This window comes from Citrobacter sp. Cf132 (assembly GCF_030333885.1).
GTDB lineage: Bacteria > Pseudomonadota > Gammaproteobacteria > Enterobacterales > Enterobacteriaceae > Citrobacter > Citrobacter freundii.
The window spans coordinates 804076-811349 of record NZ_JAOWFA010000071.1 but is presented as its reverse complement, the minus strand read 5'-3'; the positions used below and the strand labels follow the sequence as shown (position 1 = coordinate 811349).

At 50.4% G+C, this 7274-nt stretch carries 7 protein-coding genes; 4 read left to right on the top strand and 3 right to left on the bottom strand.

Going from position 1 to position 7274, the window contains the following annotated elements:
• The first annotated feature begins 237 nt into the window (after positions 1–237).
• Complete coding sequence (gene dkgB, locus OGV85_RS24375; protein WP_003031432.1) at positions 238–1041, top strand: 2,5-didehydrogluconate reductase DkgB; 804 nt, start codon at positions 238–240, stop codon at positions 1039–1041.
• A 21-nt stretch (positions 1042–1062) separates the two neighbouring features.
• Here the strand turns inward: dkgB and yafC are convergent, their stop codons facing one another.
• Positions 1063–1977, bottom strand: a complete 915-nt coding sequence (gene yafC / locus OGV85_RS24370; protein WP_061548398.1) for a DNA-binding transcriptional regulator YafC — start codon at positions 1975–1977, stop codon at positions 1063–1065.
• A gap of 104 nt (positions 1978–2081) precedes the next feature.
• On the opposite strand from yafC, the gene OGV85_RS24365 reads away from it, so the two are divergent.
• The 3 genes from OGV85_RS24365 (at position 2082) to OGV85_RS24355 (ending at position 5036) form a co-directional block, all read left to right on the top strand.
• The gene (locus tag OGV85_RS24365) at positions 2082–3257 is read left to right on the top strand and encodes an MFS transporter (RefSeq protein ID WP_003838907.1); all 1176 of its coding nucleotides are present in this window, start codon (positions 2082–2084) and stop codon (positions 3255–3257) included.
• Positions 3258–3388: 131 nt separating this feature from the next.
• On the top strand, positions 3389–4189 hold the full coding sequence (locus tag OGV85_RS24360) for an endonuclease/exonuclease/phosphatase family protein (protein ID WP_003031427.1): 801 nt from the start codon (positions 3389–3391) through the stop codon (positions 4187–4189).
• A 76-nt stretch (positions 4190–4265) separates the two neighbouring features.
• Positions 4266–5036 (top strand): class I SAM-dependent methyltransferase, encoded by a 771-nt coding sequence (locus OGV85_RS24355; RefSeq protein ID WP_061548399.1) that lies wholly within the window; start codon positions 4266–4268, stop codon positions 5034–5036.
• Between the two features lie 49 nt (positions 5037–5085).
• On the opposite strand, the gene mltD is transcribed toward OGV85_RS24355, so the two are convergent.
• Entirely contained in the window at positions 5086–6444 is a 1359-nt protein-coding gene (gene mltD / locus OGV85_RS24350; protein ID WP_003031421.1) for a murein transglycosylase D, read from the bottom strand.
• Positions 6445–6515: 71 nt separating this feature from the next.
• Complete coding sequence (gene gloB, locus OGV85_RS24345; RefSeq protein WP_049016140.1) at positions 6516–7271, bottom strand: hydroxyacylglutathione hydrolase; 756 nt, start codon at positions 7269–7271, stop codon at positions 6516–6518.
• Positions 7272–7274: the final 3 nt, after the last annotated feature.

The window sequence follows — 7274 nt, the reverse complement described above, 5'->3', positions numbered from 1 at the left end:
CGGTAGTTCAGTTGGTTAGAATACCTGCCTGTCACGCAGGGGGTCGCGGGTTCGAGTCCCGTCCGTTCCGCCACTTATTAAGAGCCCTGAGCATTAGCTCAGGGCTTTTTCTTTGCCTGCAATTTAATTATTGCTACATCCGCAAAAATCCTCTGCATTTATCACTCTTTTTATATAAAGAGCTGGAAGTCATAATCCTCTTAGTTGATGAACATAGTGATTAAAAAGAGGAATTCTATGGCTATCCCTGCATTCGGTTTGGGTACTTTCCGCCTGAAAGACGACGTGGTTATCGCTTCTGTTAAAACGGCGCTTGAACTAGGCTACCGTGCTGTCGACACTGCGCAAATCTATGATAATGAAGCGACTGTTGGTCAGGCGATTGCCGAAAGCGGCGTACCGCGTAACGAACTGTACATCACCACCAAGATCTGGATTGAAAATCTCAGCAAAGAAAAACTGCTCCCAAGTCTGAAAGAAAGCCTGAAGAAACTGCGTACAGATTATGTTGATTTGGCGCTGATCCACTGGCCATCTCCAGGAGATGCTGTATCTGTTGAGGAATTCATGCTGGCGCTGCTCGAAGCAAAACAGCAGGGACTGACTCGTGAAATTGGTATCTCAAACTTCACTATTGCGCTGATGGAAAAAGCCATTGCCGCAGTAGGCGCAGACAATATTGCGACCAACCAGATTGAGCTTTCTCCGTATCTTCAGAGCCGTAAGGTGGTTGACTGGGCGAAAGCACACGGTATCCACATCACCTCTTACATGACGCTGGCTTACGGTAACGCGCTGAAAGATGAAGTGATTGCGCACATTGCCGCTAAACATAACGCGACCCCGGCGCAGGTTATTCTGGCATGGGCAATGGGGGAAGGTTACTCCGTAATTCCTTCTTCTACCAAACGTGAAAACCTGGCAAGCAACCTGCTGGCGCTGGAACTGCATCTGGATGCCGAAGATAAAAAAATGATCGCGGCACTGGACTGCAACGATCGTCTGGTCAGCCCGGAAGGTCTGGCTCCTGCCTGGGATTAATTGCCCGATCCTGTGTATCCCTTACCCCTCTTTTACAGCTCCTTCGGGAGCTGTTCTTATATATTCACTTAAAAAGTCTATAAATGCACGAATACGTGTACTGACCGCACGATCGCTGTAGTAAACGGCGCTGAAAGGCATTTTTACCGGCAGACGTTTATCGGCCAGCAGTTCCACTAGCTCTCCCCGCGCGATCTCTTTATCTATCATATAATCTGAAAGACAGGCGATGCCGTTGCCGTTCAGGCAAAGCTGTTTTAGCGTTTCCCCACTGTTGGAAGAAATGCCACACTCGACCTCATGCAGCTGTCCGTCGCTACAGGCAATCGGCCAGGTATTGAGCGAAACCGGTTCGGAAAACCCCAGACACAGATGCTGTTTTAACTCCTCGACGGTCTCTGGTCTACCAAAACGGGCAATGTACTCCGGTGAGGCAATAATCTTGCGATAGCTGGTAAATAACGGACGCGCACGTAGACTCGAGTCAGTCAGTGTGCCCGCTCGTATAGCAACATCCACTTTTCGTTCAATAAGATTGATGAATGTTTCCGAGGAGACGAGAGACAACGTCATCTCGGGATACCGCTCCCGGAACGGTTTGATTAGCGGCATCAGGAAATGCAACATCACCGGTGTTGCTGCGTCGATGCGCAGCAGGCCGCGCGGAGTATTACGCGACTCCATGATTTCCGTTTCTGCTGCACCCATCTCTTGCAGTATCTGCTGCACCCGCCTGAAATAGCGCTCTCCTTCCTCAGTGAGACTTAGCTGTCGGGTCGTTCGATTAAGCAAACTGACGCCCAGTTTCATCTCCAGCTTTTTTACTGCCCGACTGACCGCGGAATTGGCTTGTCCAAGCTGTTCTGCCGCCCGGCTAAAGCTGCCGCTTTCCACTACCGCTACAAAAATCGCAAGTTCTTCAGAGGTTGCTTTCATTTTTGCACCTGACGCAAAATTATATTGAGATTTTGAATATTTTTGTCATTAAAACATCCAGGCATACTGCGTGTCATCTGATTACTGATGTTACGGAGTTATTTATGCCTCTCGCTTTATTTGCACTAACAATTAGTGCCTTCGCTATAGGCACTACTGAGTTTGTGATTGTTGGTCTGGTGCCGACTATCGCTCAACAACTGGCGATCTCGTTACCTTCCGCCGGGATGCTGGTTTCCATCTATGCGCTGGGTGTGGCGATTGGCGCACCGGTACTGACCGCTTTGACCGGACGCCTGCCACGTAAGCAGTTACTGGTTGCGCTGATGGTTCTGTTTACGGCGGGGAATTTGCTGGCATGGCAGGCTCCCGGGTATATGACACTCATTGTCGCTCGTCTGCTGACTGGGCTGGCACACGGTGTATTCTTCTCGATTGGTTCTACCATCGCGACAAGTCTGGTGCCGAAAGAGAAAGCGGCCTCCGCCATCGCCATTATGTTTGGTGGCTTAACGGTGGCGCTGGTAACCGGCGTGCCGCTGGGAACGTTTATTGGTCAACACTTTGGCTGGCGCGAGACTTTCCTTGCGGTATCAATGTTAGGCGTGATTGCACTGATCAGTAGCCAGTTGTTGATCCCCGCCAACATTCCCGGTCGTGCAGCCGCCAGCATTCGCGACCAGGTGAAGGTGCTGACTCATCCCCGTCTGTTGCTGATTTATGCCGTTACGGCACTGGGCTACGGCGGTGTATTCACGGCATTCACCTTCCTGGCACCGATGATGCAGGATCTGGCGGGATTCTCTCCGGCAGCAGTAAGCTGGATCTTACTGGGTTACGGTGTTTCAGTGGCTATCGGTAATATCTGGGGTGGTAAGCTGGCGGATAAGCATGGTGCTGTTCCTGCGCTGAAATTCATTTTCGCCGCGTTGTTTGTTCTGTTGATGGTTTTCCAACTGACGGCTTCTACGCAGTATGCCGCGCTGGCTACCATCCTGGTAATGGGGATCTTTGCCTTTGGTAACGTACCGGGGTTGCAGGTCTACGTGGTACAGAAAGCGGAACAATTTACGCCTAATGCTGTAGATGTGGCGTCAGGGTTGAACATTGCGGCGTTTAATATTGGCATTGCACTGGGTTCAGTGATTGGTGGACAAACGGTCGAGCATTATGGTCTGGCGCAGACGCCGTGGATTGGTGCACTTATTGTCCTGGTTGCTTTCCTTCTGATGGGACTCAGCGGTCGTCTTGATAAGCCCGCGCGCGTTGCTTTGGGGTAAATCATTGATGTAAGCGCCCACTTACAAAACAAACTGCAATTGTTCGTTGAAAGTGAGTGCTAAAATCCCTATAACAGAAGAACCAGTCCGGCTGCGGACTGGTTGACGTTACAGAGGTTTGAAAGTCTAAAGTGCGAAAAAACACCTATGCCATGCGTTATGTTGCCGGACAACCCGCCGAGCGGATTTTACCGCCGGGGTCGTTTGCGCATATTGGCCAGGCATTACCCGCAGGCGTTCCGTTAAGCAGTGAAGATCGCATTCGTGTGCTGGTATGGAATATTTTTAAACAGCAGCGCGCAGAATGGCAGTCGGTGCTGAAGAATTTTGGCAAAGATGCGCATCTGGTGTTATTGCAGGAAGCACAAACCACGCCAGAACTGGTGCAGTTTGCGACCGCTAACTATCTTGCTGCCGATCAGGTTCCGGCCTTTGTGCTGCCTCAGCATCCCTCTGGCGTCATGACGCTCTCTGCTGCTCATCCTGTTTACTGCTGTCCATTGCGCGAGCGTGAGCCTATTTTACGGCTGGCGAAATCGGCGCTGGTGACGGTGTACCCGTTGCCTGACACTCGGCTGTTAATGGTGGTGAATATCCACGCGGTTAACTTTAGCCTTGGCGTTGATGTCTATAGTAAGCAGTTACTTCCCATTGGAGATCAGATTGCTCATCACAGCGGTCCGGTGATCATGGCCGGCGATTTTAATGCCTGGAGCCGTCGACGGATGAATGCGCTGTACCGCTTTGCGCGTGAAATGTCGCTGCGCCAGGTTCGCTTTACTGACGATCAGCGCCGCCGTGCGTTTGGTCGCCCTCTTGATTTTGTGTTCTATCGCGGTCTGAACGTGAGTGAAGCCTCTGTGCTGGTCACCCGTGCATCCGATCACAACCCGCTACTCGTTGAATTCAGTCCCGGCAAACCTGAACAATAACGGTGTGTCAGGTCTGCCATAGGGCAGGCCTGTGATGGTTGCCCTTCATATTTCATAACAACCGAAGGACAACACAATGACAACACGCTCTCACCATGACAACGTCGAAAAACAGTTTGGCTCTCAGGCTAATGCCTATTTAACCAGTACGGTGCACGCCTCTGGCCGTGACTTGCAACGTCTGGGGGAAAGGTTGTCGGCATTTCCGCAGGCTCGCGTATTGGATATGGGATGCGGAGCAGGGCACGCCAGCTTTGTGGCCGCGCAACACGTAAAGCAGGTCGTGGCTTATGATTTATCGTCGCAGATGCTTGAAGTGGTTGCTGAGGCGGCAAAAGACCGAGGCCTGGAAAATATCGCCACACGGCAGGGGTATGCTGAGAGCCTGCCATTTGAAGATAACGTATTTGATGTGGTGATTAGCCGCTATTCCGCGCATCACTGGCATGATGTCGGGCGCGCGCTGCGGGAAGTGAACCGCGTTCTGAAGCCCGGTGGTGTACTGATTGTGATGGATGTGATGTCGCCTGGCCACCCAGTACGTGATATCTGGTTGCAAACCGTGGAGGCATTACGCGATACCTCACACGTACGCAACTATTCCAGCGGAGAGTGGTTGTCGTTAATCAATGACGCCAATCTGATTGCCGATACCTTGTTAACCGATCGTCTGGCGCTGGAATTCAGTTCGTGGGTGGCGCGGATGCGTACGCCTGCAGCGTTGAGCGACGCGATTCGTGCCTACCAACAAAGTGCTTCTGCACAAGTGAAAGACTACTTTGCGTTACAGGGAGATGGCTCGTTTACCAGCGACACGATAATGGTTGAGGCACATAAAGCGGGATAAATGAAAAAGGCACTGGGGGGAAACCAGTGCCTTCATTTCTACAATGCTATCAGGAGTCCGGCATGTCGTTGTTTTTCACAAACAACGTTAGCTGATCGCCTGGCTGTAGATTATTCGTATCGCTGTTCCAGCGCATCACATCCTTGATGTTAACCCCGTGGCGTTTGGCAATACTCGAGAGCGAGTCGCCTTTACGCACACGATAGGTGATGCTATCGCTGTTGTTCGCCAGTCGCTGTGCGCTGCTGCCAGCGCCCACCGTCAGATTCTGGCCTACTTTCAGCGATGACCCGCGCAGATTATTCCACTGCTTAAGGTCATTGATGCTCACGCCAAGACGTGAAGCAACGCCAGAAAGCGTATCGCCAGAGCGAACTTTGTAGCTACGGCTGTTCAGCGGCGTGTTATCCGCGACCAGCGTTGACTGCACGGCTGCAATTTCGCCTGAAGCCAGAGACTCACGCAGCTTCTCTGCATGCTTCTTTGGCACCATCACATATTGCGGGCCGCTGGCACCCAACGTGGAACCTTTCACGCCTGCATTGAAGGTCTTCAGCTTGCTAACGGAAATACCCGCCATATCGGCAACCTGAGCCATCTCAACCGGGCTACTCAGGCGAACACGTGCCAACGCGCGGCTTTCGTCTGTTGTTGGCAGACGTACGCCATAGCGTTTGCTGTTTTTGAGTATATCGCTCAATGCCAGCATTTTGGGCACGTATAGCTTCGTTTCCTGAGGCAATGGCAACGACCAGAAGTCAGTGGGTTTACCACGAGCTTTGTTCGTTTTGATTGCCTTCATGACACGACCTTCACCGCTATTATAAGCAGCAACGGTCAGCAGCCAGTCGCCATCAAACATCTTGTTCAGACGCTGCATCATGTCCAGCGCGGCGGTGGTGGAAGCCACAACGTCGCGACGTGCATCATAACTGCGGGTCTGTTTTAAACCATAATTGCGCCCCGTGCTCGGAATGATCTGCCAAATACCTGCGGCATTGGCGCCAGACGTTGCGTGAGGATCAAAAGCGCTCTCCACTATGGGTAGTAGTACCAGTTCCATAGGCATGTTACGTTTCTTAACCTGCCCGGCTATCCAGTACATATACGGCTCTGCCCGTAAAGTTACATCGTGGAGATAGCTCTTATTGCGTAAATACTTCTGTTTCTGTTCGCGAATCCGGCTGTTTTCCGGAATTCCCATCTTTAGCTCGTCACCAATGAAAGCCCACAAATCTTGATCAGCAGCGATAGATGTTCCGTCGTCCATCCATCGCGCCTGACTTGTAAACTTTCCTGCTTCCCCTTGACCAGCTGCAGAAAGGCTCTGTGCGTGTTGTTGGACGTTACCAGTATTCTGGCACCCAACAAGCAGGACAGAGGCGAGTAATATCGCTTTTGCCTTCATGTGTGTGTCAATAGTTGCTTAAAAGACGACCGATCATAACGGCGAAGTTTTCAAAAGGCAACCCGGAATTGTCAGAACGTATCTTTCTTTGACCTTAACCAGGCAAAACGCTCCTCAGGTTGTTGCAATATTGTTTCTTTGTTAATTTCATTAATTAAATCAATATCTTCCGTTCTTAAAAAAAGATTATTTCGCCGCTCATTTTTCAGAATTACGGGTAGTGTCATTTGTTTTTTTACGCGTAACTCATTAACTTTACGATAATATTCATTTATGAACGAATCGTGCGGGAGAATGCTTAAGGAAAACTTCATGTTTGCTAATGTGTACTCATGTGCGCAACAAATTAATGTATCGTCAGGAAGGGCGTTTATTTTTTTAAGTGATTGATACATTTGGGTCGCTGTGCCTTCGAAAAGTCGACCGCAACCGCCAGAAAAGAGTGTGTCACCACAAAATAAGTAAGGATGGCTAAAGTAACAGATATGTCCTAAAGTGTGACCCGGAGTAGCAATTACCCTAAATTCATGCCCCAAAACGAGTGCAATATCGCCATCTTCGACTATGTGTGTCGTTCCCTTATCTTGCGTTTCAGCCGGTCCGTATACCACTATTTGTGGGAAATGCTGCAGAAGTTCTTTCACTCCGCCCACGTGATCCTGATGATGATGGGTTAGCAGAATGGCTTCAGGCACCCAGTTATGCTCTGCAATGGCTTTCAGAACAGGAGCCGCTTCACCCGGGTCCACAATCAGACAATGCTGGTCATTATTTGACAAGACCCAGATGTAATTGTCCTGAAATGCAGGAATACTGTTAAGATTCATATA

What these genes read in the sequence shown, in the direction of transcription:
- dkgB (WP_003031432.1), top strand. Translation starts at nt 238, where the DNA reads ATGGCTATCCCTGCATTCGGTTTGGGTACTTTCCGCCTGAAAGACGAC.
- yafC (WP_061548398.1), bottom strand. Translation starts at nt 1,977, where the DNA reads ATGAAAGCAACCTCTGAAGAACTTGCGATTTTTGTAGCGGTAGTGGAA.
- OGV85_RS24365 (WP_003838907.1), top strand. Translation starts at nt 2,082, where the DNA reads ATGCCTCTCGCTTTATTTGCACTAACAATTAGTGCCTTCGCTATAGGC.
- OGV85_RS24355 (WP_061548399.1), top strand. Translation starts at nt 4,266, where the DNA reads ATGACAACACGCTCTCACCATGACAACGTCGAAAAACAGTTTGGCTCT.
- mltD (WP_003031421.1), bottom strand. Translation starts at nt 6,444, where the DNA reads ATGAAGGCAAAAGCGATATTACTCGCCTCTGTCCTGCTTGTTGGGTGC.
- gloB (WP_049016140.1), bottom strand. Translation starts at nt 7,271, where the DNA reads ATGAATCTTAACAGTATTCCTGCATTTCAGGACAATTACATCTGGGTC.